The 21,195-nt window shown below is 70.1% G+C and carries 20 protein-coding genes, 1 tRNA gene and 1 riboswitch; of the genes, 17 read left to right on the plus strand and 4 right to left on the minus strand.

The genetic code is table 11. The features are described from left to right. Positions 1-28: 28 nt before the first annotated feature. On the minus strand, positions 29-1,813 hold the full coding sequence (locus ACGFJ2_RS25335; protein ID WP_357945324.1) for an ABC transporter substrate-binding protein: 1,785 nt from the start codon (positions 1,811-1,813) through the stop codon (positions 29-31). Positions 1,814-1,822: 9 nt separating this feature from the next. Beyond that, positions 1,823-2,824 (minus strand): ABC transporter permease, encoded by a 1,002-nt coding sequence (locus ACGFJ2_RS25340; RefSeq protein WP_357945326.1) that lies wholly within the window; start codon positions 2,822-2,824, stop codon positions 1,823-1,825. Positions 2,825-3,093: 269 nt separating this feature from the next. Between ACGFJ2_RS25340 and ACGFJ2_RS25345 the strand changes: the two genes are divergently transcribed. From ACGFJ2_RS25345 to ACGFJ2_RS25395, 11 genes are all read left to right on the plus strand, one after another. Beyond that, entirely contained in the window at positions 3,094-3,903 is an 810-nt protein-coding gene (locus ACGFJ2_RS25345) for an oxygenase MpaB family protein (RefSeq protein ID WP_357945328.1), read from the plus strand. 200 nt (positions 3,904-4,103) lie between these two features. Next, a riboswitch (FMN riboswitch) is annotated at positions 4,104-4,234 on the plus strand. A 102-nt stretch (positions 4,235-4,336) separates the two neighbouring features. Next, the gene (gene ribD / locus ACGFJ2_RS25350; protein ID WP_393472123.1) at positions 4,337-5,506 is read left to right on the plus strand and encodes a bifunctional diaminohydroxyphosphoribosylaminopyrimidine deaminase/5-amino-6-(5-phosphoribosylamino)uracil reductase RibD; all 1,170 of its coding nucleotides are present in this window, start codon (positions 4,337-4,339) and stop codon (positions 5,504-5,506) included. Beyond that, positions 5,506-6,096, plus strand: a complete 591-nt coding sequence (locus tag ACGFJ2_RS25355; RefSeq protein WP_357945333.1) for a riboflavin synthase — start codon at positions 5,506-5,508, stop codon at positions 6,094-6,096. Before ribD ends, ACGFJ2_RS25355 begins: the two co-directional genes overlap by 1 nt. Next, complete coding sequence (locus ACGFJ2_RS25360) at positions 6,093-6,752, plus strand: nicotinamide riboside transporter PnuC (RefSeq protein WP_393472126.1); 660 nt, start codon at positions 6,093-6,095, stop codon at positions 6,750-6,752. The genes ACGFJ2_RS25355 and ACGFJ2_RS25360 overlap by 4 nt, the downstream gene beginning before the upstream one ends. Further along, complete coding sequence (locus ACGFJ2_RS25365; protein ID WP_357945337.1) at positions 6,749-7,975, plus strand: bifunctional 3,4-dihydroxy-2-butanone-4-phosphate synthase/GTP cyclohydrolase II; 1,227 nt, start codon at positions 6,749-6,751, stop codon at positions 7,973-7,975. Before ACGFJ2_RS25360 ends, ACGFJ2_RS25365 begins: the two co-directional genes overlap by 4 nt. Beyond that, positions 7,972-8,442 carry a 6,7-dimethyl-8-ribityllumazine synthase gene (ribH, locus tag ACGFJ2_RS25370; RefSeq protein ID WP_357945340.1) on the plus strand — a complete coding sequence of 157 codons (471 nt, stop codon included), beginning with the start codon at positions 7,972-7,974 and terminating at the stop codon, positions 8,440-8,442. The genes ACGFJ2_RS25365 and ribH overlap by 4 nt, the downstream gene beginning before the upstream one ends. Positions 8,443-8,462: 20 nt before the next feature. Beyond that, the gene (locus tag ACGFJ2_RS25375; protein ID WP_357945343.1) at positions 8,463-8,933 is read left to right on the plus strand and encodes a PH domain-containing protein; all 471 of its coding nucleotides are present in this window, start codon (positions 8,463-8,465) and stop codon (positions 8,931-8,933) included. A gap of 68 nt (positions 8,934-9,001) precedes the next feature. After that, a complete protein-coding gene (locus ACGFJ2_RS25380; protein WP_357945345.1) occupies positions 9,002-9,865 on the plus strand; it encodes a MoxR family ATPase in 864 nt (287 codons plus the stop codon). Next, complete coding sequence (locus ACGFJ2_RS25385) at positions 9,858-10,928, plus strand: VWA domain-containing protein (protein ID WP_393472131.1); 1,071 nt, start codon at positions 9,858-9,860, stop codon at positions 10,926-10,928. The genes ACGFJ2_RS25380 and ACGFJ2_RS25385 overlap by 8 nt, the downstream gene beginning before the upstream one ends. Further along, positions 10,921-12,012 carry an XdhC/CoxI family protein gene (locus tag ACGFJ2_RS25390; RefSeq protein WP_357945351.1) on the plus strand — a complete coding sequence of 364 codons (1,092 nt, stop codon included), beginning with the start codon at positions 10,921-10,923 and terminating at the stop codon, positions 12,010-12,012. Before ACGFJ2_RS25385 ends, ACGFJ2_RS25390 begins: the two co-directional genes overlap by 8 nt. Then, complete coding sequence (locus tag ACGFJ2_RS25395; RefSeq protein WP_393472134.1) at positions 12,009-12,572, plus strand: NTP transferase domain-containing protein; 564 nt, start codon at positions 12,009-12,011, stop codon at positions 12,570-12,572. Before ACGFJ2_RS25390 ends, ACGFJ2_RS25395 begins: the two co-directional genes overlap by 4 nt. Before the next feature lie 144 nt (positions 12,573-12,716). Here ACGFJ2_RS25395 and ACGFJ2_RS25400 read toward each other — a convergent pair whose 3' ends face one another. Beyond that, a complete protein-coding gene (locus ACGFJ2_RS25400) occupies positions 12,717-13,604 on the minus strand; it encodes an endonuclease/exonuclease/phosphatase family protein (protein WP_357945356.1) in 888 nt (295 codons plus the stop codon). Between the two features lie 92 nt (positions 13,605-13,696). Between ACGFJ2_RS25400 and ACGFJ2_RS25405 the strand changes: the two genes are divergently transcribed. From ACGFJ2_RS25405 to ACGFJ2_RS25420, 4 genes are all read left to right on the plus strand, one after another. Continuing rightward, positions 13,697-14,737: an LLM class F420-dependent oxidoreductase gene (locus ACGFJ2_RS25405; protein WP_358181114.1), complete on the plus strand. Its 1,041-nt coding sequence runs from the start codon at positions 13,697-13,699 to the stop codon at positions 14,735-14,737. A 53-nt stretch (positions 14,738-14,790) separates the two neighbouring features. Beyond that, positions 14,791-14,867, plus strand: a tRNA-Met gene (locus ACGFJ2_RS25410). Positions 14,868-15,280: 413 nt separating this feature from the next. Beyond that, complete coding sequence (locus tag ACGFJ2_RS25415) at positions 15,281-15,586, plus strand: hypothetical protein (protein WP_225291804.1); 306 nt, start codon at positions 15,281-15,283, stop codon at positions 15,584-15,586. 147 nt (positions 15,587-15,733) lie between these two features. After that, the gene (locus ACGFJ2_RS25420) at positions 15,734-17,371 is read left to right on the plus strand and encodes a protein kinase (RefSeq protein WP_393472139.1); all 1,638 of its coding nucleotides are present in this window, start codon (positions 15,734-15,736) and stop codon (positions 17,369-17,371) included. 209 nt (positions 17,372-17,580) lie between these two features. On the opposite strand, the gene ACGFJ2_RS25425 is transcribed toward ACGFJ2_RS25420, so the two are convergent. Next, positions 17,581-19,416 carry a glycoside hydrolase family 9 protein gene (locus tag ACGFJ2_RS25425; RefSeq protein WP_357945365.1) on the minus strand — a complete coding sequence of 612 codons (1,836 nt, stop codon included), beginning with the start codon at positions 19,414-19,416 and terminating at the stop codon, positions 17,581-17,583. A gap of 144 nt (positions 19,417-19,560) precedes the next feature. On the opposite strand from ACGFJ2_RS25425, the gene ACGFJ2_RS25430 reads away from it, so the two are divergent. Next, a complete protein-coding gene (locus tag ACGFJ2_RS25430; RefSeq protein WP_357945367.1) occupies positions 19,561-20,610 on the plus strand; it encodes a Xaa-Pro peptidase family protein in 1,050 nt (349 codons plus the stop codon). Between the two features lie 24 nt (positions 20,611-20,634). Next, on the plus strand, positions 20,635-21,195 hold the full coding sequence (gene efp / locus ACGFJ2_RS25435; protein ID WP_358181102.1) for an elongation factor P: 561 nt from the start codon (positions 20,635-20,637) through the stop codon (positions 21,193-21,195).

The raw sequence follows: 21,195 nt of genomic DNA on the forward strand, positions 1-21,195 counted from the left end.
CGCCGCGACGGCGCCCGGAGCGGCGGTGCTACTGCTTCACGAAGATGGTGTTCGGCGAGACGATCCACTGCTGCGGATCGATCTCGGCGCCGCCCACCTTGGAGCCGTGCAGGAAGGTGCCGATCCGGTTCTCGGCCACGACCAGCGGGGTGATGGTCTCCTGGATCTGCTTGTCGAGGTTCATCCAGGCCTCGTTGGCCGCGTTGATGTCCGGGTTCTCCGAGATCTTCTTCATCTCGGCCTTGACCGTCGGGTCGTTGAGGTGGCTCATGTTCTGCCCGCCGTCGGAGACCGGGCCGAAGATGATCGGCATCACGGTGGAGCCGGACGGCCAGTCGGCGCCCCAGCCGCCCCAGTACAGGTCGAACTCGTTCTTCGTCTGGCTGATCGAGTCGTAGTACGTCTTACGGTCCAGCGACTTGGCCACGACCTTGATCCCGGCCTTCTCCAGGGCGTTCTTGATCACCAGGGTGACCGGCTCCTGGGTGGGCAGGTTGTTGTAGGCGTAGACGATGGTCGGGTGCGGGTTGCTCGACTCGGCCAGCAGCTGCTTGGCCTTCTCGATGTCGCCCTCGGGCTTGGCCAGCTTCCCGAACAGGTCGTACGGCTTGTAGCCGACCGTGGTGTTCTCGTTGAGGATCGTCGTCGGCAGCGCCACGGCCTGCGGGCCGCCCAGGGCCTGCTGGATCTGCTTGGCCGGCCAGGCGTAGTTGATCGCCTGACGGATCTTCTGGTCCTTCACCCGGTCGAGGTTGAAGTAGTAGTAGTTGCCGTACGGCGACGGGCTGATCATGCGGCGGTCGGCCAGGCTGGCGTCGCCCAGCACCTGCTGCAGCCGCTCCGCCGGGGTGTTGGAGTAGAACGTGAACGCCGTCTGGTCGGGTCCTGAGTCGGCCACGAACCGGTCGGTCACCTGAGTGGCCTCCTGGCCGAACTCCATCTTCCACACGTCCGGGTACGCGCCGCGGATCGGGTCGGTGGCGGCGTCCCAGTTGGGGTTGCGGGCCAGCTCGAGGGACTTGTCGACGACGTGCGACTTGATGATGTACGGACCGGAGGAGACGGGCTCCTTGTCGTACTTCTCCTTGGTGTCCTTGGCCTTGGGCACGATGTTGTAGCCCGCCATGGCGAAGGCGTAGTTGGCGTCGGCGTGCGGCGACTTGAACTTGAAGACGACCGTCTTGTCGTCAGGGGTCTCGATGTTGTCGAGTTCCTTGCCGCCGTACGGGCCGGGGTAGGCCTTCTTGTAGTCCTCGGAGGTGAGCCACGTCTGAATGTAGTTCGGCCCGAACGTGACGAAGGGGGCGAACATCCGCTCGACGGACCACTTCACGTCGGCTGAGGTGATCGGGCTGCCGTCTTGCCACTTCACCCCGTCCTTCAGGGTGAACGTCCAGGTCTTGCCGCCGTCGGACGGCGTGCCCGCGTCAACGGCCAGGTCGCCGACCAGCTTGTACTCGCCCTTGGCGATCCGCTTGTAACCGGTCAGGCCGCGGCTGATGAGCAGGCCGAAGTTCGCGTCGGTGTTCACGTAGATCTGGGCCGGGTCGAAGTGGGCGAAGTCGTCCCGGTCGATCATGGTGACGGTGCCGCCCTTGACGACGCCCTCCGGCGGGATGGCGGGGCCTTTGGAGTCCTCCGCGGTGCCCAGGGTGATCGTCGGGGGCTTGTAGGCCGCCGCCGGCGCAGACGAGGCGCCCGCGCTCGCGGGGGCGCTCGACGGAGCGCCCGCGTTGCCCGGCGCGCAGGCGCCGACCAACGCCAGCGAGGCCGCCGCGACAACCGCGAGAGCCGACCGTTTGCGGTGATTCATTTCTCTCCTCTAGCGCTTGATCTTGGGGTCGAAGGCGTCGCGGACCGAGTCACCGAGCAGGTTGAAGGCGATGACGAAGATCAGCAGTGCGACGCCGGGGAAGATGAGATACGTGATGTCGTTCTGGTAGACCTGCGTGGCCCGCAGGAACATCCGGCCCCAGTCGGGGACCTGCTCGCCCATCCCGACCCCCAGGAAGGACAGCGCCGCCTCGGCCGTGACCAGGGCGGGCAGCAGCAGCGTCGACTGGATGAGGATCGGGGTCCAGAGGTTGGGCAGCAGCTCCTTGAACACGATCCTGGCGGGGGAGGCGCCGGTGACCTTGGCGGCCTCCACGAACTCGCGCTCGCGCATCGACAGCACCTGGCCGCGCAGCAGCCTGGCCAGCCCGGCCCAGCCGAAGACGGTGAGCAGGATGGTCAGCGTGACCGCCCGCAGCCACACCGGGGTCTCCTCGTTGGAGGGCACCAGCAGCTGGTCCACCACCGGCGTGAACGCGATGATGAACAGGACCTGCGGGAACGACAGCATCAGGTCGATGATCCGGCCGATGAAGAAGTCGGTCTTGCCGCCGGCGTACCCGGCGATGATGCCGACCACGATGCCGATCAGGGTGGTGAGGATGGTCGCCACCACCGCGATCAGCAGCGAGGTCCTGATCCCGTAGATGAGCTGCGTGAACACGTCACGGCCCAGGTTGGGCTCGATGCCGAACCAGAACTCCGAGCTGATCCCGCCGTTGGGCGCCATCGCGTAGCCGAAGTCGTTGAGCAGTCCGGGCCGGTCCTGGCCGTACAGGGTGTACGGGTCCTTGCCGTACACCAAGGAGATGACCGGCGCGAGGATGGCGACCAGGAAGAAGAAGATCACGATCGCGGCGGAGATGACCCCGGTGCGGTCCCGCCGGAAGCGCAGCCACATGAGCTGGCCGGGCGATCGGCCCACCGCGTCCGGTGCTTCGGTCACGGACGTCGCGTCGATCTCTGGTGCGGTGGACGTCGGTGTGGTCATCTAACAGGACTCCCAAGGAACATGCCAGAACGGGAAGTTTCAGGCCATATGGCAGATTTGCAGGCCTGATCAGCTGGAGGCAATGCTTCGCCAGGGTTTGATTGTTTTGTTGTGAAATATCGATGCGGTCGTGCCTTCTATGCCGTTGACCTGGTCATGTATGCGATGTCATGATCTGCTGAGGTGATGTTTTCTTAATCACGGAATCAATGCATAAACAAGATGATGCTGTGACATGAAGCAGGCGTTACCTGGGTAACTGTCCGCTTATGGAGGACCATGGGCTCTTCGGGCCCGATTCGGTGACCTGGCGGGTGATGGGCGAGCCGATCCTGCTGGTCGGCGGATTGCGGGCGCTGCTGATGCAGGGGCTGCACCCCAAGGCGATGCGCGGCGTGCTGCAGAACTCCTCTCTGATGGACCCGAACGAGGCATGGTCGCGTTTCACGCGGACGACGGAATTCGTCCGGGTCCGTACGTACGGGACGCACGAGGAGGTCGAGCGGGCCGGCCGCCGGGTCCGCAGGATCCACGCCAAGCTGACCGCGTGGGATCCGGACACGGGCGAGCGCTTCCACCTCGACGATCCGAATGCGCTGCGCTGGGTGCACGTGGGGGAGGTCGACTCCTACCTGTCAGTGGCGCGCCGGGGCGGCGTCAAGCTGACGGACGCCGAGGCGGACACCTTCGTGGCCGAATGGCGACGGGCCGCCGAGGTCGTCGGCCTCGACCCGGCCTCCGTCCCCGGCACCGTGGGCGAGTTGCGGGACTACATCGAGGGGGAACGTCCCGGTCTGCGATTCGTCCCCGAGGCGGCGCACCCGCTCCGCCTGTCGCTCACCGCGCCGCTCCCGCTGCTGCTCACCCCGCTCAAGCCGGTCCTGCCGGGGGTGACGCTGCTGGCGTTCGCGACGCTCCCGCGCTGGGCCAGGCGGCTGTACGGCCTGCCCGCCACCCCGGTCGGTGACCTGTGGGCGACGACCACGCTGAAGGCGCTGCACACCGGGCTGGGGCTGATCCCGGCGCAGGTCCGTTACAGCCCGGCCGCCCGTCTCGCCCGCCGTCTCATGGCCGCCTGACCTGCGGCTGTCTTGGCACCTGGTCTCCCGCCGTTCCACCGTCTGACCTTCGGCTGTCCCACTGCCTGACCTTCTGCCCTTCCATCACCCACTGTCAGTCGTCCCGCCGCGCGCGTTGACCAAGCGAGCGCTTGTTTGGCATAGTAGGGGGCGGTCGCATCCGCTTTTGTCGGCATGGCAGACTGGTGTGAGAAGAGAGCTAGCGTGCTCCGGGGTCGGTGAAATTCCGAACCGGCGGTTACAGTCCGCGACCCGGCCGATGCCATCGGCCGGTTGACTCGGTGAAATTCCGGGACCGACGGTTAAAGTCCGGATGGGAGGAAGCGCGCGGGTGTCCGGCCTTGAGCCGGGCGCCACTGCGGTGCGTACGCGCACCGCCATACCCCCCGGGGCCCGCCGTGGCTTGGAGCTACTGGCGAGTAGGAGGCCCGGGGTGGAGACACCCGCTGAAGACACCGCGCACATGGCGCGGGCCGTCGAGCTGGCCGCGTGCGGGCGGGGCGCCACCAGCCCGAACCCCGTCGTCGGCTGCGTCGTCCTCGACGCCTCGGGGAACGTCGCCGGCGAGGGCTTCCACGCCTACGCCGGTGGCCCGCACGCCGAGGTGGTCGCGCTGCGCGCGGCGGGGGAGCGGGCCCGCGGCGGCACCGCGTACGTGACGCTCGAACCCTGCGACCACACCGGCCGGACCGGGCCGTGCAGCCTGGCGCTGCTCGACGCGGGCGTCGCGCGGGTGGTGGTGGCGGTCGCCGATCCCACGCCCAAGGCCGCCGGAGGCGCCGCGCGGCTGCGCGCGCACGGGGTAGCCGTGGAGTCCGGGCTGCTCGCCGAGGAGGCTGAGCGGGTCAACGCCGAGTGGCTCACGTACGCCCGGCTCGGCAGGCCGTACGTGACCTGGAAGTTCGCCGCCACCCTCGACGGCCGGTCGGCCGCCCCCGACGGCACCAGCCAGTGGATCACCTCCCCCGAGGCCCGGGCCGACGTCCACCGGCTGCGCGCCGAGTCCGGCGCGATCATCGCCGGCATCGGCACGGTCCTCGCCGACGACCCGCACCTCACCGCCCGCCCGAGCCACCCGGCCGACGCGAGCGATCCGACCAGCCCGGCCGACGCGAGCCGTCCGACGAGCCCGGACGGCGAAGCCCGGCCCGCCATACGCGTGCCGCTGCGCGTCGTGGTCGACTCCGAGGCGCGTACCCCCTCCGGCGCCAGGGTGCTGGACGGCGCGGCGCCCACGCTCGTCGCGGTCGCCGACGACGTCGAGACCCGCCTCAAGGCCGACCTGATCCGGCTGCCGCGCCAGGACGGCGGCCTCGACCTGCACGCCCTCCTCCGCGAGCTGGCCGCGCGCGAGGTCGTCAGCGTGTTCCTGGAAGGCGGCCCGACGCTCGCGGGCGCGTTCCTGCGCCAGGGCCTGATCGACCGCGTCATCGCCTACCTCGCCCCGGCCCTCCTGGGCGCCGGACCGGCCGCGCTCGGCGAGGCGGGCGTGGCGACCATCGCCGCCACCCACCGGCTGGCCTTCGACGACGTTTCCCCCATTGGACCGGACCTGCGGCTGACCGCGCGGCCGGTGCTGGCACCACCACGCAAGGAGAGTTGATGTTCACCGGAATCATCGAGGAAAAGGGTGACGTCGTGGCCGTCGAGGCGGTGGGCGACTCGGCGCGGCTGTCCGTCCGCGGCCCGATCGTCACCTCCGACGCGCGCCACGGTGACTCGATCGCCGTCAACGGCGTCTGCCTGACGGTCGTGGACGTCCAGGACGACGTGTTCACCGTGGACGTGATCAAGGAGTCGCTCGACCGCAGTTCCCTCGGCGCCCTGGACGTGGGGTCCGCGGTGAACCTGGAGCGGGCCGTACGGGCCGACCAGCGTCTCGGCGGCCACATCGTGCAGGGCCATGTCGACGGCACGGCCGTTCTGCGATCACGGGAACCCGGGGCGAACTGGGACAACCTCCGCTTCTCCCTCCCCGAATCCCTCGCCCGTTACGTGGCGGAGAAGGGTTCGATCGCCATCGACGGAATCAGCTTGACGGTCACCACGGTTGACGACGACGGCTTCGGCGTGAGTCTCATCCCCACCACGCTGAAGCTGACCACGATGGGCGAGCGCGAAGTGGGCGACATGGTGAACATCGAGGTCGACGTGATCGCGAAGTACGTGGAAAGGCTGGTGGGCAAGCAGTGAACTGGGCCAACGCCGGATTCGAGGTATTCGGTACGCATGTCCTCTGGACGGACCTGGTCGGCAACATCGCCGCGCTGAGCACCGTACTGCTGGCGATACGCAAGTCGGTGTGGACGTGGCCGGTGCAGCTCACCGGCTCGGTGCTGCTGTTCATCGCCTCGATCAACGCGGGCATCACCGGCAACGCGCTCAAGCAGGCGATGTTCGGGGCGCTGGCCGTCTACGGCTGGTGGGCGTGGCGGCGCGGCACGGAAGGCGGCAAGCAGCTGACCGTACGCCCGGCCACGGCGCGCGAGCGGACCGCCTACATCGGCGTGATGGCGCTGGGCACCATCCTCGTCGGCGTGTTGTTCTTCTTCACCCACCTGTCGTGGGGGGCCAGCGTGCCGCTGCCGAAGGGCGCGTTCCTGGTGGCCGCCGACGCCTACATCTTCGTCGGCAGCGCGGTCGCCACCTGGGCGCAGGGCCGGGCGCTGGTCGACTTCTGGATCATCTGGGTGGCCGTCGACCTGGTCGGCGTGCCGCTGGCGTTCAGCTCGGGCCTGGTCGTCTCCGGCGCCGTCTACGGGGTCTTCTTCGTGCTCGTGCTGTACGGCTTCGTGAAATGGCTCAGGGAGTACCAGAGCGCTCCCGCGGAACTGGCGGTGGCATCATGACCGAGACCATCCTCGACCCGGTCGAACGGGCGATCGACGACATCCGTAACGGCAAGCCCGTCCTGGTCGTCGACGACGAGAACCGGGAGAACGAGGGCGACATCATCTTCGCCGCCTCCAAGGCCACTCCCGAGCTGCTCACGTTCACCATCCGGCACACCAGCGGCGTCATCTGCGTGCCCATGGAGGGCAAGGAGCTGGACCGGCTGGGCCTGCCCCTCATGGTGTTCCAGAACCGGGAGCGGCTGCGCACCGCGTACACGATCAGCGTCGACGCCCGCGACGGCGTGACCACCGGCATCTCCGCCGCCGACCGCGCCAGGACGATCCGTACACTCGCCGACTCCGCCACCGAGCCCTACGAGCTGGTCCGGCCGGGCCACATCTTCCCGCTGCGCTACCACGAGGGCGGCGTGCTGAGCCGGCGCGGCCACACCGAGGCGGCCGTCGACCTGGCCAGGCTCGCCGGGCTCAGCCCCGCGGGCGTCCTGGCCGAGATCGTCAACGACGACGGCACCATGGCCCGGCTGCCCGAGCTGCGGACCTTCGCCGACGAGCACGATCTGGCGCTCATCTCCATCGAGCAGCTGGTCGACTACCGGCGCAGGACCGAGAGCATGGTCACCAGGGTCGCCGAGACGAACGTGCCCAACGCGTACGGGATGTGGCGGGCCTACGGCTACGCCAGCGCGCTCGATGGCGGCGAGCACATCGCGCTCGTCTACGGCGACCTGTCCGGCGACTCGGCCGGCGAGAACATCCTGGTCCGCGCCCACTCCGAATGCCTGACCGGCGACGTGTTCGGCTCGCTGCGCTGCGACTGCGGCGTGCAGCTCGACCACGCCATGTCCGCCATCGCGCAGGAGGGCCGCGGCGTCGTGGTCTACCTGCGCGGTCACGAGGGCCGGGGCATCGGCCTGCTGGCCAAGCTCAGGGCGTACAGCCTCCAGGACGCCGGCAGCGACACCGTCGACGCCAACATCGAGCTGGGCCTGCCGGTCGACGCCCGCGAGTTCTCCAACGCCGCGCAGATCCTGGCCGACCTCGGCGTCAAGTCCGTACGCCTGCTCACCAACAACCCGGCCAAGCTCAAGGGCATGGACGGCTACGGCATCAAGGTGCTCGGCCGCGAGCCCATGCCGGTGGCGATGAACCCCTACAACGAGCGCTACCTCAAGGCCAAGCGCGACCGCCTCGGCCACGACATCTCGGAGGCTTCATGAGCGGGGAAGGACGTCCAGCGGCGGCCGCGGCACCGGACGCCGCGGGACTGACGGTGGGCGTGGTCGCCGCCGGCTGGCACGCCAAGATCACCGACCAGCTCCTCGCCCGCGCCCTCCAGGCGTGCGAGGACAGCGGCGCCACGGCCACCGTCGTACGGGTGCCCGGCTCGCTGGAGATCCCGGTCATCGCCCAGGCGCTGGCCCGCCGCTGCGACGCGGTGGTGGCGCTGGGCGCGGTCATCAAGGGCGAGACCGCGCATTTCGCGTACGTCTGCGACTCGGTGACCGCCGGCCTGACCCGGATCTCACTCGACGAGGAGACCCCGGTCGGCAACGGCGTGCTCACCTGCGAGACGCTCGACCAGGCACTCGACCGCTCGGGCCTGCCGGGCAGCAAGGAGGACAAGGGCTATGAGTCGGCCATCGCCGCGCTGGAGACCGCCCTCCTCCTGAAGACCCTCCACTGACCTGCGATAGGTTTCCGTTCGTGTCCGAGCCGATGACTCCCCCGCCGCTGCCCATCACCTGGCGTCCCCGCCGGGGGAGATTCGTCGCGTACGGCTCCGCGACGGTGATCGTCCTCGGCTCGGTGGTGATGGCCGTCCTCATCGCCGAGCCGTTCCAGCTGGTGGACCGGATCGGGCTCGTGCTGTTCGGCTGCCTGGTGGCCTTCGTCCTGCACCTGCTGGGCCGGGTGCGGGTCGAGGCCGACGAGACGGGCCTGACGATCGTCAACGCCATCCGTACCCACCGCTACAGCTGGCCGGAGGTCCTGGACGTGACCCTGCTGGTCGGCGAGCCCTGGCCCAAGCTGGACTTCTCCGACGGCCGCACCATCGGCGCGATGGGCATCCAGGGCTCGGAGAAGGCCCGCGCCCACCGCGCCACGGCCGAGCTGGCCGCCCTGATCCACGAGCGCGGAGAGGCGAAGGGCGGAGAGGACGCGGAGGAGCGCTGAGCGCGGGATTCTCGCGTGGACCAAGTGGCGCGTAGCCTGAAGGCGTGCTGCGGCGGACAATCACGGCAATGGACATCCAGTCTCCGGACAACCTCATCGAGCTGCTCGACCGGCACGCCTACCTGGCCGACGAGGGCCTGGCCACGGCCGCGTTCCTGGCGCTCAGGATGGGCCGGCCGCTCTTCCTCGAAGGGGAGGCGGGGGTGGGCAAGACCGAGCTGGCCAAGACCCTGGCCGCGCTGCTGGAGGCGCCGCTGATCCGGCTGCAGTGCTACGAGGGGCTCGACGCCGCCCAGGCGCTGTATGACTGGGACTTCGCCCGCCAGCTGCTCCACCTCAAAGCCGCCGAGGCCGCCGGGATCACCGACGTGGGCCGCCTCGAAGGCGAGATCTACGATCGCCGGTTCCTGATCGCCAGGCCGCTGCTCAAGGCCGTCGAGACGCAGCCCAGCGTGCTGCTCGTGGACGAGATCGACCGGGCCGACGACGAGTTCGAGGCGTTCCTGCTGGAAGTGCTGTCGGACTTCACGATCTCCATCCCCGAGCTGGGCACGGTCAGCGCCAAGACGCCGCCGGTCGTGGTCGTCACCTCCAACCGGACCCGTGAGGTGCACGACGCGCTCAAGCGCCGCTGCCTCTACCACTGGCTGGAGCACCCGGACTTCGACAGGGAAGTGGCGATCCTGCTGCGCCGCCTGCCCGAGTGCACCGAGACGCTGGCCGCCCAGGTGGCTCAGGCGGCGGCGCGGCTGCGGCAGGCCGGGCTGGTCAAGCCGCCCGGCGTCGCCGAGACGCTCGACTGGACCGAGGCGCTGCTCACGCTGGGCGCCAAGGAGCTCGACCCCGGCCGCGCGGCGGCCACGCTGGGCGCCGCGCTGAAATACCGCGAGGACGTCGAGAACGTCCTGGGCAACGGGCTCCTCCATGCGTGAGCTGGCCGCCACCATGACGGGCTTCGCCAGGACACTGCGCGCCGCGGGCGTCGCCGCCGACCACGAGCGCACCCGCAACCTGCTGCTGGCCCTCGACCACCTCGACGTGGCCGCTCCGGCCGACGTCTACTGGGCCGGCCGCTTCACGCTCTGCGCCACACCCGACGACCTGCCCAGGTACGACCGCTGCTTCGCCGCCTACTTCGGCGGCCGGACCGCCAAGGTCAGCCGTACCAGCACCACGACCGTCACCCGCCACACCGCCGCCACCGAGCAGGAGGAGCAGGAGGGCGAGGCCGAGGCCGTGCCCGGCACCGCCAGCCGTACCGAGATCCTGCGCAACCGGGACGTGGCCCGGCTGACCGAGGCCGAACGGGCGGAGGTGCACCGGATGCTGTCCATGCTGCGCGGCCGGCGCGCGCAGCGGCGCTCGCGGCGGTTCGAGGCCGCGCACCGGGGCGTTCTGGACCAGCGGCGGACGATCCGGGACGCGCTCAGGAAGGGCGAGGTCGCGCGGTTGCGCCGCCGGCGGCACACCACCAGGCCGCGCCGCGTCGTGCTGCTCGTGGACGTCAGCGGCTCCATGGCTCCCTACGCCGAGACGCTGCTGCGCTTCGCGCACGCCCTGGTCAGGAGCGAGCCGCGGGCCACCAGGGTCTACTCCATCGGCACCAGGCTCACCCCGATCACCGCCGAGCTGCGCCACCGCGACCCCGGCACGGCGCTGAACGAGGTGTCCAAGGCCGTGCCCGACTGGAGTGGCGGGACCAGGCTGGGCGAGGAGCTGAGGGAATACCTCACCCGCGCCAGCGCGAGAGGGGCGATCGCGGTGATCGCCTCGGACGGCTGGGAACGGGGCGACCCGGAACTCCTCGGCACACAGATGGCCCGCCTGGCCAGGCAGGCGCACCGGGTCATCTGGGTCAACCCGCACAAGGGGTACGCGGACTACCAGCCGCTGACCGGCGGCATGCGGGCCGCTCTGCCGTACCTGGACGATCTGGTGGCCGGGCACAGCCTGGCCGCCTTCGAAGAACTCAGTGAGAGGCTCGCCCATGCGTGATGTGCTGCCGGAGATCATGCGCTGGTGGAGATCGGGGCACAAGTTCGGGCTCGCCACAGTGGTGAGCACGTTCAGCAGCGCGCCCCGCGCGCCGGGCGCGGCCATGGCGGTGCGCGGCGACGAAGTGGTCGGCAGCGTGTCCGGCGGGTGCGTCGAGGGCGCGGTGTTCGAGCTGGCCACCGAGATCGACACGCCCATCCTGCAGAGGTACGGCGTGAGCGACGACGACGCGTTCGCCGTCGGGCTGACCTGCGGCGGCATCATCGACATCCTCGTCGAACCCATCTCGGCCGAGACCTTTCCCCAGCTGGGCGACATCGCGGCGTCCGTGAACGCGCACGAGCCCGTGGCGGTCGCCACGATCGTCTCCGGCCCCGGGCGGATGGGCGCCCGGCGCGTCATCTGGCCGGACCGCTCCTCGGGCACGCTCGGCCTGGACCGGCTCGACGAGGCCGTCGACGATGACGCCCGCGGCATGCTGGCCCAGGGCGCGACGGGCATCAGGCACTACGGCGGGCAGGGCGAGCGGCGGCTGGACGACCTGGCGGTGTTCGTGCAGTCGTTCGCGCCGCCGCCGCGGATGCTGGTGTTCGGGGCGATCGACTTCGCCGCGGCGGTGGCGCGGGTGGGCAAGTTCCTGGGCTATCACGTGACCGTCTGCGACGCGCGGCCCGTCTTCGCCACCCCCAAGCGCTTCCCGGACGCGGACGAGGTGGTGGTCAAGTGGCCGCACGACTACCTGGCCTCGGTACAGGTGGACGAGCGCACGGTCATCTGCGTGCTCACCCATGACCCCAAGTTCGACGTGCCGCTGCTGGAGGTGGCGCTGCGCACCGGCGCGGGCTACGTCGGCGCCATGGGCTCGCGCCGCACCCACGACGACCGGCTGGCCCGGCTGCGCGAGGCGGGCCTGACCGAGGACGAGCTGGCCCGGCTGAGGTCGCCCATCGGCCTCGACCTGGGCGCCCGGACCCCCGAGGAGACGGCGGTGTCGATCGCCGCCGAGCTGATCCAGCTGCGCTGGGGCGGTTCGGGGCGGCCGCTGACCCACACCGAGGGGCGCATCCACCAGGAGACGCCATGAAAGGCTCCCGGGTGGCCGGGCTGCTGCTCGCCGCCGGGCAGGGCGCCCGGTTGGGCACACCGAAGGCGCTGGTCGAGTACGAGGGCGAACGGCTCGTGGACCGGGGCGTGCGGCTGCTGGAGGACGGCGGCTGCCATCCGGTGGTGGTCGTGCTCGGGGCGGCGACCGTACAGGTGCGCCGGGCGGTGACCGTCCGCAACCCGGACTGGGCGACGGGCATGGGCTCGTCCCTGAGAGTGGGGCTGGCCGCGCTGCCCGAGGAGGCCGAGTCGGTGGTCATCGCGCTGGTGGACCAGCCGTTCATCGGGCCCGCGGCGGTACGCGCCCTGATGGACGCCGGTGCCGAGGTGGCCGTGGCGACCTACGGCGGCCGGCGCCGCAACCCCGTGCTGATCGCCCGCCGCCACTTCGCCGCCGTCGCCGCACTGGCCGTGGGGGATGTGGGGGCGAGACCGTTTCTGAAGGCGCATCCCGAGCTGGTCACGGAGGTGCCGTGCGACGGGCTGGGCGACCCGGCCGACATCGACACCCCTGAGGACCTGTCGCTGCTGGAGACCTGACCGCGAACGTTCGCCGGGCATCCGTTCTTCCTCTCCCCCGAAGGGGGTACCCCGCTAAAAGGACCCCAGCCACGACGGGACCGTCACAGGGATCGAGACGGTCGTGTGGACGGACCACCCGGGGACGGTCACCGCACTTGCGCGCTAGAGGCGCAGTGACGCGATCGCGGCGCGGTGGTCGCTGCCCGTCGCCGGGGCCACCCCCGCCTTGGTCGCCGTCATCCCCTTGAACAGGATGTGGTCCGGCCTGGTGATCGGGAACTCCGACGGCCAGGTGAACCCGAAGCCGTCGCCCGCCGTGAGCTGCGCGTCCGTCAGCGGCGGAGTGAGTCCCTGCATGCCCCGGTCGGTGGTGGCGGTGTTGAGGTCGCCGAGCAGCAGGATCCGCTTGCTCGGGTCGGCGTCGATGAGCTTGCGGGCGTGGGCCAGGGACTCATCGCGCGAGGCGGTGTGGCCGGGGCGGGCGGAGGCCAGGTGCATGACGTACACGGTGACCTTGCCCTTGGGCGTGGCCACCACGGCCCGCAGCGCGCGCGGCCAGCCCATGCCGACGTCGAGCGGCTTGGTCTCGGTGATCGGGTAGCGGCTCCACAGGCCGACCGTGCTCACCGGATAGTGGTACTTGAACATCTTGTTGAGCTGCTTGGCGGCCGGGCCGCCGCTGGTCAGCTCCTGGGCCGCCAGCAGGTCGAGGTCTTCGGCGATGCGACGCACCGCCTCGCCCGAGGCGCTGTTGGTGACGCCCACGTTGACCGTGCCGACCGCCAGGTCGCTCTGGCCACCGGGCGGGGTGCGCATCAGCGTGGAGCCGAACATGGACGCCCACACCACGCCGGGCACGAGCGCCGCGGCCGTGGCCAGCTTGGAGCGTGCCACGACGGCCGCCACGAGCAGCATCGGCACGATCAAGCCGAACCAGGGCAGCAGGCTCTCCATCACCGGGGTGAACCCGCCGAGCACCGGGATCAGCTGATGCCCCGCCAGTCCCACGGCGAGCACGGCGGACACGGCGATGACGACGCGCTTCAGCATTCGACCCAGGCTAGCCGCTCGCTGCCGGTGACGCGGCGCGCTAACCTGTTGCCGTCGCAACGGAACAACATTCGGTTCATCGGGAGCCCGGCATGCGCATCGGTATGGCACTGAACTACTCGGGCGGCTTCAAGGAGTCGGTCGCCGAGTTGGCCGACTACGAGAAGGCGGGTCTCGACATCGTCTTCGTCGCCGAGGCCTACAGCTTCGACGCCGTCAGCCAGATGGGCTACATCGCCGCCAAGACCGAGCGGCTGGAGATCGCCTCCGGGATCCTGCCGATCTACTCGCGCACCCCGGCGCTGCTGGCGATGACCGCCGCGGGCCTGGACTACGTCTCCGACGGGCGCTTCACGCTGGGTCTCGGCGCCTCGGGGCCGCAGGTGATCGAGGGCTTCCACGGCGTGCCGTACACCGCGCCGCTGGCCCGTACGAGGGAGATCATCGAGATCTGCCGCCAGGTGTGGCGGCGCGAGCGGCTGGAGTACGAGGGCAAGCACTACACGCTGCCGCTGCCGCCCGGCCAGGGGACCGGGCTCGGCAAGCCGCTGAAGATCATCAACCATCCGGTACGCCCCCGCATCCCCATCGTGATCGCGGCCATCGGCCCCAAGAACGTCGAGCTGGCCGCCGAGCTCGCCGAGGGCTGGGAGCCGATCTTCTACGTACCCGAGAAGGCCGCCGACGTGTGGGGCCCGTCGCTGGCCGCCGGGCGGGCCAAGCGGCAGGACGAGCTGGGCGAGCTGGACGTGATCGCGCAGGCGTCGCTGGCGATCGGCGACGACGTGGCGGGGCTGCTGGAGTTCGGGCGGCCGATGGCGGCGCTGTACATCGGCGGCATGGGCGCCAAGGGCCGCAACTTCTACAACGACCTCGCGCGGCGCTACGGCTACGAGAAGGAGGCCGAGGCGATCCAGGAGCTGTACCTCGACGGGAAGAAGGAGGAGGCGGCGGCGCTGGTGCCGCATGAGTTGCTGGAGAGCATGTCGCTCATCGGGAGCGACGGGTTCGTCCGGGACCGGGTGGCGGCGATGAAGGAGTCCGGGGTGACGACGCTCAACATCGCGCCGTTCGGGGCGACGCACGAGGACCGGGTGAAGCTGATCGAGCGGATCAAGGAAATCGCCTCCTGATTTCCGCCGGGCGACCGAAGCACTCCCCGGATCCGATAGTCTTTCTCTTGCGACGCGGGGTGGAGCAGTTCGGTAGCTCGCTGGGCTCATAACCCAGAGGTCGTAGGTTCAAATCCTGCCCCCGCTACCAAGGTAAAAGGCCCTTCAGGATAATCCTGGAGGGCCTTTTCGCGCGTCCAGCCACAATGCCTCGCTTCGCTCGGGCTGTGCTTCTGGGGGCGCCGTGCCGGCGCGCAAAGGGCTTCGCCTGGTGCGCTTACCCAGAAGTCGAGGTTCGTGTTCGGCCCAGGCCACAATGCGTCCAGCTCTTCTCCAGGAGGGCGGACGTTCTTCATGTCGGGCTGGCTTCGGATGCGTTGGTCGTCGGCGCGTCACCGAATCCGGGCATACAGAAGTTCGCGTGGTGAGTGCGGGTTGCGAAAGACTGCCCAGGACGGTAAGCGGTCTCCTGGGCGAATCGATGCGCATCGCACCGGCTGAGACGGCATGCTGGTTCGGGTGCCCCAGGGCGCCAATCCCTCCATGCCGGAAGGTGCACTAGTCATGACAGGCAGCCCTCAGCGGGGCGCTTTCCTCAAAGAGCACATGAACGCCGTGCTGGCGATGGTCACCGTCGCTCTGGAAGCACGGGAGAGCGGCGACACCAGCGACCCCATCGGCCTGCAGGTGATCGGCCGGGTCATCAACGAGGTTCCGCGGGAGGTCGCCGCGATGGCCTCCCTGCATCTCATCCTCCTGCTCGTACGGCACCTCGCGCGGGTGCAGGGACGACCCGTGGACGAGGTGTGGCAAGAACTCGCGCTGATCTACGCCGAGGACTGGCCCGAGGACGATGCGCCCCGGGCGTGACGCGCTCGTCCGTCATTAGACGTCTGGGTACCCCAGCGGGTTGACAGTGGCGGCGTCCTGCCCTGATCGCTCCTTGTGGGGCGGCAGAGGCCCGTGGGGGCCTAGGGTGGGTCGAAATTGCCGTTTCTGTAGTTATTGGCGGAAATAATGTCCGACGCGACGCCGTCTTTGGTCGCCGGCCGGTATCGGCTTGATGAGCTCATCGGCAGCGGGCCGACAGGCGAGGTGTGGCGCGGCTACGACCAGCGCGCCGACTGGACCGTGGCCGTGAAGGTGCTGGACGCCGGGGCGGCCACGCCCGAGGTGCTCCGGCAGCATGCCCAGGCCGTGGCCCGGGTGATCCATCCGAACGTGGCCATGGTGCTCGACGTGGGTGACCACGAGGGGGCGCCGTTCCTGGTCATGGAGTTCCTCACCGGGGAGAGCATCGGCGAGGAGGTGGCCGGGCAGGGACCGCTGCCCATCACCGAGGTCTGCGACCTCATCGGGCAGGCGGCCGCGGGACTGGAGGCGGCGCACCGGGCCGGGGTGGTGCACGGCCAGATCGGGCCCGACAGCTTCCGGCGGGCCGGGAGCGGGGTGCTCAAGGTCGTGGGGTTCGGGCTGGCCGACCAGGTGTCCTCGGACGGCGGCGTACTGTATCGGGCGCCAGAGGTAATCGACGGACGCGGCGGGGAGGCCGCCGCGGACCTGTACGCGCTCGGGTGCGTCTGTTATGAGGCGCTGTGCGGCCGCCCGCCGTTCGAAGGCTCGCCGGACGAGGTCGGCGAGCGGCACCTGCACGCCGAGCCCGAGCCGCCGAGCCGCCACCGGGCGGAGGTGCCGGGCGAGCTGGACCGGCTGGTGCTGGCCATGCTCGCCAAGGATCCCGCCGCACGCCCGGCCGGCGGTGAGACGGTACGCCGAGCGCTGGCCGCCATCGCCCGCCCACCCCGCACCCAGCCCGCCCCGGCCACGGGACCCCACCCCGGTCAAGCCACGTCCCCCATGGCGCCCCAGGGCGGAGCATCCCAGGGTGCTCAGGCGGGCCCGAACCAGGGCGGTGCGCCTCAGCCCGGTCAGGCCACATCCCACCCGGGCGGCGTTCCGCAGACCGGCCAGATCTTCGCCCAGCCGGGCGCGGGTGGGCCTGCGGGGCGTGGGGTGGATGCGGCCCGGACGGGTGCCGGTGACACTCGCGCCATGCCCGCCGGGGTGTTTCACGACGGCGGCGGCCCGCGTAAGGGGGATACGGCGATCTATGACGCGCCGCCACCTCCGCCGTCGTCCAACCGCCGCCTGTTCGTGCAGCTGGGCGCGGCCTTGGCCGTGATCGCGGTCGTCACCGTGGGCCTGGTCCTGTGGGCGGGCTCGCGCGGCAGACCCGAGGCCGGGCCGACGCCCTCGGCGACGCCCATCGTCACCACGCCGGCCCCGGAGCCGACGCCGACGGAGACCCCCGAGCCGTCCACGTCCATCGCGCCCCTCCCGACCGATGCGGGCCCTACCCCGAAACCCAAGGGCACGCTGGCCAACAGCGTTCCGCCCGGAGGGTGGGTGAAGTGGCTGGGTGAATTCGACGCGTCCTTGACGGCTCAGGAGACCATCGGCGACATCGAGCCCCGCGCCGCCAGGAAGGCCCACGAGAAGATCAGGAAGGCCGGCCGGAAGTTCCTGGAGAACCACGACGACTCGGCACTCGACCAGGTCACGGGCATCATGCGCGACCTGCGCAAGGGCCAGGAGAAGGGCGACGTACCCACCTCCGGACCCCTCAACGACTTCCTCGACAACTGGAAGCCCTGACCCCGACGCCCGGTCCGAGGATCCCTCGGACCGGGCGCCCCGGGATCGCCCGAATGCTCGGTAGCTTCCCTGAAGGGGGCGTCTCTCCGAAGGGACGCCTGCCGTGACGGACCGTGGATCCGTGACGGCCCGTGGTGGCTGAGGCCTTTGGGAGGATCCCCCCTTCGGGGGCGGAAGAAGACAGGCGATCGTGTGACGAACCACCGCCCTCAGCGCGACATAAGCGAGAGCGCGTAGACGCCGATGGCCGCGAAGTCGTCCGCCGGTTCCGACGCCTGCCAGGACCGCACGTCGTCCACGAACCGGCTGCCCCGCCCGGTGAACGGCGCGTAGCGGTCCACGCCGTCCGACGGGCAGGGCACCATCCCTTCCAGGTGGCCACCCAGCCCGTCGTGGAACAGTGACGCGTCGTTCGGCCCGTTCACCACGGCCCCCGTGGCGGGCTTCCGGGTGATGTCGGAGATCTGGTAGTGCGGGCACCGGATCGCGTTCTCGCCCGCCCCGGCGACGAACGACACGCCCCAGGCGTTGGCGCCGAACACCCAGCCGCGCTGCCGCGTCCCGAAGGCGTCGTAGGCCCGGTCCCCGCTCACCGACGCGTACAGTCGCGACGTCGCCGCCAGCCCGAACGCGTGCGGCACCGCGTCGAACTCGGCGTACGCGGCCCCCGCCCGGAACGGATCCTTGGCCGCCCGCGCGGAACCGATCTCCAGCTGGGCCCGCAGATCGTCAACCAGCTGCTGCTCGGAGACCGCCAGCCCGTCGGAGATCTTCTGCTGACCCCCCGAGCCGACCAGCGCCGGCTGCCCGTCCGGGCCCATCACCTGGTCGGCCTGCACCGGGCTGGACGCGTCCGCCTGCCGGATCGCCTTGACCAGGTCGGTGTGGGCGAGCGCGCTCACGTCGTACAGGTTGAGGGTGTCGTCCCCGGTCTCGTGCTCCAGGTACTGGCCGGCCCAGCGCGTGGCCTGCTCCAGCCAGCCCACGGCCCGGTCGTCGCCGAGCCGCAGCGCCGCCAGCGCCAGCTCGGCGCCGCCCAGCTCCATGTCGTCGCGCCAGGCGCTCTCCGGGTAGAAGGCGTGCGGCAGCGACGTGACGAGCTGCCCCACCTTCTCCGTCTTGGCCATCGCGTAGACCGCCGCCGCCTTGCCCAGCAGTGCCGTCGCCCGCTCCCGGGAGGGTTCCAGCTGCGCGGCCAGCGCGAAGGCCGCCGCGGTACGGCCGGCCAGGTTCGGGCTGATCGGCTTGCCGGGGGCGGCCGCGCGGAAGACCGGCCGGTGGCGCAGGTAGCGGTGCTTGGAGGTGTCGTCGGACTCGGGCAGCCGCCAGACGTCGTGGTCTCCGACGTAGGTGGCCGCCTTGTCGCCCGCGCCGATGCCGACCTGGATGTAGAGGGTCTTGGAAGCGCCGTCCCACATTTTGTCCAGATATTTCAGGCCATGGGTGGCTTCGCGATTGAGACTCTGGTCGGGTCCGCCGTCCCGGACCGAGGCCCAGAGCAGTGTGTCGACATAAGCCAGGATGTGGGTGAACTTGAGATAGTCGCCCGCGTCGAACCAGCCACCCTCGACGTTCACCGGCCCGCCGATTTTCCGCAGCCCGCCCTTGATCTCGTCGGTGTCCGGCCCGGTGAACACGGGCCAGTCGTAGACCGAGGCGGCTTTGTCGTTGGCATGCCTGCGGCCGCCGTCGCGCTGCCCCTCGAAGAAGGTGAGGATCTTCGAGGTGGGCGAGGCCGGGGCGATCCGGAAGGCGGGGGAGGTGATCGTGCCGGACTTGATCCGGTAGCGGCCCGGGTCCTTCAGCGACGTGAGGTCCAGGCCGTACACGTGCCCGTACGTGCCGTTCCAGGAGCCCAGGTCGCGGCCCGCCGTACCCTTGAGCACCTCGCGCCCGTCGTCGCGGACGACGCTGAAGCGGGCGCCCGCGGACCGCGCGCGGGTCATCAGGAAGGCGTGCTTGGACTCCGCGGGGGCGAAGCCCACTTGATCGACCCGGATGTGACCGGGTGGCGGCGGCGCGGCGGCGGCCGGGACACTCCCCATGGTCAGAACGGTCAAGGCGACAGCTAAGGCGTACCGCATCATGGGGCGCTCCATGGAATTATGAGAACAGCGTTCGGCACGGTATTCGCGTGTGACAGGGGAGGTCAATAGTGGCGCGAGGGTTAATACACGTACATTGACGAAATGACCGTCAATTATCCGGAACGCCGGGCGCGGGTCGCGGAAATGCTGCCCGCGCGCGAGGTCGACGCGATCCTCGTCACCTCGGGCGTCAACGTGCGCTACCTCACCGGGCTGGAGAGCTCGAACGCCGCGGTGCTCGTCAAGGCCGACGGCTCCGCGCTGCTGGTGACCGACAACCGCTACATCGAGAAGACGCGCGGGCTGGACGTGGCGGCCGTCGAGGCGTCCGACGTGGCGGCCCGGCTGGCCGCGCCCGGCATCGGGATCGAGGCGGCCAGCATGAGCGTGGCGACGTTCAACCGGCTGAGCAGCCTGCTGGAGAGCGGGCCCGTGCCGCTGGAGCCGCTCGTGGAGGTGCTGCGGGCGGTCAAGGACGACGACGAGCTCGAACTCCTCCGTACGGCCTGCGCGATCAGCGACCAGGCACTCGCCGACGTGATGGGCAACATCGGCCCCGGCGTCACCGAGCGCGACGTCGCCCGGCTGCTCGAGGCCCGGATGATCGAACTGGGCGCCGACGGTCCGGCCTTCGCCACCATCGTCGCGGCGGGCGAGAACGGCGCCATCCCGCACCACGCGCCCACCGGCAGGGAGCTGCGCACAGGCGACCTGGTCACCGTCGACTTCGGCGCCTGCTACCAGGGCTACCACGCCGACATGACGCGTACGGTCGCCCTGGGCGGCCCGGCCGCCTGGCAGCGGGAGATCTACGACTTGGTCGCCGAGGCGCAGCGCGCGGGCAGCCGGGCGCTGGCGCCGGGCGCGACGGCCAAGGAAGTGGACGCGGCCGCCCGCTCGGTCATCGAGGCGGCGGGTCACGGCGGCCACTTCAGACACGGCCTCGGTCACGGCGTCGGGCTGGAGATCCACGAGGACCCGTTCCTGGGCCCGTTGAGGACCGGTAGACTTGAGGATCGAGTTCCTGTCACCGTCGAGCCGGGGATCTATCTCCCGGGCCGGGGCGGTGTTCGCATCGAGGACACCCTTGTGACACGCACGGGCGGGCCGGAACTCCTCACGAAGACGACCAAGGAGCTGCTCGTCCTTTGAGCGGCCACACGCGGGAGAATACGAGTGGCGACGACCAACGACCTCAAGAACGGCATGGTGTTGAAGCTCGACGGCGGTGAGCTGTGGGCCGTTGTGGAGTTCCAGCACGTCAAGCCGGGCAAGGGCGGCGCGTTCGTCCGCACCAAACTCAAGAACGTGCTCTCGGGCAAGGTCGTCGACAAGACCTTCAACGCCGGCGTGAAGGTCGACGTGGCCAACGTCGACAAGCGCGAGATGCAATATTCCTACAAGGACGGCGACGACTTCGTCTTCATGGACACCGAGACCTACGACATGGTCAACGTGCCCTCCGCCACGGTCGGCACCGCCGCCAACTACATGCTCGAGAACACCCTGGCCACGATCGCCTTCAACGAGGGCTCCGCGCTCTACATCGACCTGCCCGCGGCGGTCGAGCTGATCATCTCCAACACCGAGCCCGGCCTGCAGGGCGACCGCTCCACCGGCGGCACCAAGCCCGCCACCCTGGAGACCGGCGCCGAGGTCAAGGTTCCGCTCTTCATCACCACCGGCGAGAAGATCAAGGTCGACACCCGCAGCGGCGAATACCTCGGCCGGGCCTGA

Source organism: Nonomuraea sp. NPDC049028, from assembly GCF_043197735.1.
GTDB lineage: Bacteria > Actinomycetota > Actinomycetes > Streptosporangiales > Streptosporangiaceae > Nonomuraea.

Bases quoted from the DNA above. Each gene is read 5' to 3' on its own strand.
- ACGFJ2_RS25395 (WP_393472134.1), top strand. From the start codon at position 12,009: ATGAAAGGCTCCCGGGTGGCCGGGCTGCTGCTCGCCGCCGGGCAGGGC.
- ACGFJ2_RS25365 (WP_357945337.1), top strand. From the start codon at position 6,749: ATGACCGAGACCATCCTCGACCCGGTCGAACGGGCGATCGACGACATC.
- ACGFJ2_RS25345 (WP_357945328.1), top strand. From the start codon at position 3,094: ATGGAGGACCATGGGCTCTTCGGGCCCGATTCGGTGACCTGGCGGGTG.
- ACGFJ2_RS25415 (WP_225291804.1), top strand. From the start codon at position 15,281: ATGACAGGCAGCCCTCAGCGGGGCGCTTTCCTCAAAGAGCACATGAAC.
- ACGFJ2_RS25385 (WP_393472131.1), top strand. From the start codon at position 9,858: ATGCGTGAGCTGGCCGCCACCATGACGGGCTTCGCCAGGACACTGCGC.
- ACGFJ2_RS25420 (WP_393472139.1), top strand. From the start codon at position 15,734: ATGTCCGACGCGACGCCGTCTTTGGTCGCCGGCCGGTATCGGCTTGAT.
- ACGFJ2_RS25380 (WP_357945345.1), top strand. From the start codon at position 9,002: ATGGACATCCAGTCTCCGGACAACCTCATCGAGCTGCTCGACCGGCAC.
- ACGFJ2_RS25390 (WP_357945351.1), top strand. From the start codon at position 10,921: ATGCGTGATGTGCTGCCGGAGATCATGCGCTGGTGGAGATCGGGGCAC.
- ACGFJ2_RS25405 (WP_358181114.1), top strand. From the start codon at position 13,697: ATGCGCATCGGTATGGCACTGAACTACTCGGGCGGCTTCAAGGAGTCG.
- ACGFJ2_RS25340 (WP_357945326.1), bottom strand. From the start codon at position 2,824: ATGACCACACCGACGTCCACCGCACCAGAGATCGACGCGACGTCCGTG.
- ACGFJ2_RS25425 (WP_357945365.1), bottom strand. From the start codon at position 19,416: ATGGGGAGTGTCCCGGCCGCCGCCGCGCCGCCGCCACCCGGTCACATC.
- ribH (WP_357945340.1), top strand. From the start codon at position 7,972: ATGAGCGGGGAAGGACGTCCAGCGGCGGCCGCGGCACCGGACGCCGCG.
- ACGFJ2_RS25355 (WP_357945333.1), top strand. From the start codon at position 5,506: ATGTTCACCGGAATCATCGAGGAAAAGGGTGACGTCGTGGCCGTCGAG.
- ACGFJ2_RS25335 (WP_357945324.1), bottom strand. From the start codon at position 1,813: ATGAATCACCGCAAACGGTCGGCTCTCGCGGTTGTCGCGGCGGCCTCG.
- ACGFJ2_RS25400 (WP_357945356.1), bottom strand. From the start codon at position 13,604: ATGCTGAAGCGCGTCGTCATCGCCGTGTCCGCCGTGCTCGCCGTGGGA.
- ACGFJ2_RS25430 (WP_357945367.1), top strand. From the start codon at position 19,561: ATGACCGTCAATTATCCGGAACGCCGGGCGCGGGTCGCGGAAATGCTG.